At 40.2% G+C, this 1,534-nt stretch carries 1 protein-coding gene; it reads right to left on the reverse strand.

Going from position 1 to position 1,534, the window contains the following annotated elements; all coding sequences use genetic code 11:
• Window positions 1-182: 182 nt before the first annotated feature.
• Window positions 183-1,400, reverse strand: coding sequence for a transposase (locus SPSYN_RS15460; protein WP_161822684.1), 1,218 nt, complete (start codon window positions 1,398-1,400; stop codon window positions 183-185).
• Window positions 1,401-1,534 lie beyond the last annotated feature (134 nt).

Raw genomic sequence — 1,534 nt, forward strand, 5'->3', positions numbered from 1 at the left:
TAAGCATTTTGCATAATTTCTGTAGCATAAAATTCAATGCCATAATTTAGAACTGCAATCGCATTAACTTAACACAGTTATGGTAAGTTGCTATGCTAAATGCTATTTTATAACTGTGGATAATCAAAAATGGACAAAAATACCCCTTTGAGCTATAGAGAGTTTTAAAATACCAGTATCGCCTAAGCTACCTGCTTTACAACTTTGGGCTCAAATACTGAAACCATCGCTGTGGATAACATTGCAATACATGATAATAAGACACGCGCTTTTACTTTTTTGAACCCTCGCACATTTAAGTTTTTTAGGCTCAGGTATTCTTTAAGGCGACCAAAGCAGCGCTCGACGGATGTACGTTTATTGTATATTTTGGTCCAGTTCTTACTGCCACGATGGGGAGTGTTAAACCGTCTGGGGTCATCTTTAACCCGTGTTTTCACTACTAGCCCGTAGTTTGAAGAAGAGCACCAGGCTAAACCATGTGGGCAGTTTACTTTACCCAAAACATGCGGGCACCTAAATTTATTGCAACCATTCTTATCACTACCCCAGTAGATCATAGGGTAACCACCGGAGCAAATAGGGGTGCCGTTAAAATCAAGGCCTTCAGGCGGCATTTTAGCTCCACGTAAGTTTAGCGGTATAATGCCTTGTGAATTATATTCGTGATAAAGGGTTGCGTAGATTTCCTTGATATCGTAACCGGAATCCATTGTCCAATGTTTTGGATAATCTTTTTTCGCCAGAGGCGCAGTTACTTTTTCTACAAGAGGTAGTGCTTCCATGCTATCTGATCTACTGGCAGGAGTTAAATTTACGGCCAGCGGCATTTCGCTTTTACAGTCAACCGCTAGGTGTACTTTCCAGCCAAACCAGGTTATTTGATTGCCGTGACTGTCTTTTTTGGAGCCCCAATCCGGTTGGGTACCATCTTGTTCTATGGTTTTCTTAGGTTTTGCTCTTTCTCGGGATTCTAATTTGGTTGCATCGATAGCAACACAATTACCGTCTATAGTCCCTTGTTTCCGGAGTTGACTCACAAGTTGTTGAAAATACTGTTCTAACAATTCATTTTCGGATATTGCTTTAAATAGTCGGCTAAAGGTGGAAACGCTCGGTGCTTGACTTGCTATTGGAAAACCGCATGCAAATCTAAAAACAGGATCTTGGCTTAATCGTTCGGTTAAAGCAGTAAAATTCGGTATTCTTTCAATAACCATTGCAAACAGAGCTCGTAACTTTGCAGCCATAGAGTACCCATTAGGCCCTAAAGAACTTTTCTCAAAGTTATCAATAATGGGGCTAAGATCGAGGGTATGAAAAATCTTTTCTAACCGGGTTTCCGGTTGCAGTTTCATAATTTCGTCAAAGGAAAACAGGCACTGTTGTTGAATATACAAGTAACTTCACCTCTGGTTTTTGTCGTTTGTTATTAGGTGCTACTTGTAATATTCGGCAAAACAAGGGGTGAAGTCCTTTTTTGTGGCCTTGAAACCCTTGATTCTATTGGCTTATGGATTATGCAAAACACTTA

Origin of the sequence: Sporotomaculum syntrophicum (genome assembly GCF_009932395.1) — a bacterium.
Taxonomy (GTDB): Bacteria; Bacillota; Desulfotomaculia; order Desulfotomaculales; family Desulfallaceae; genus Sporotomaculum; species Sporotomaculum syntrophicum.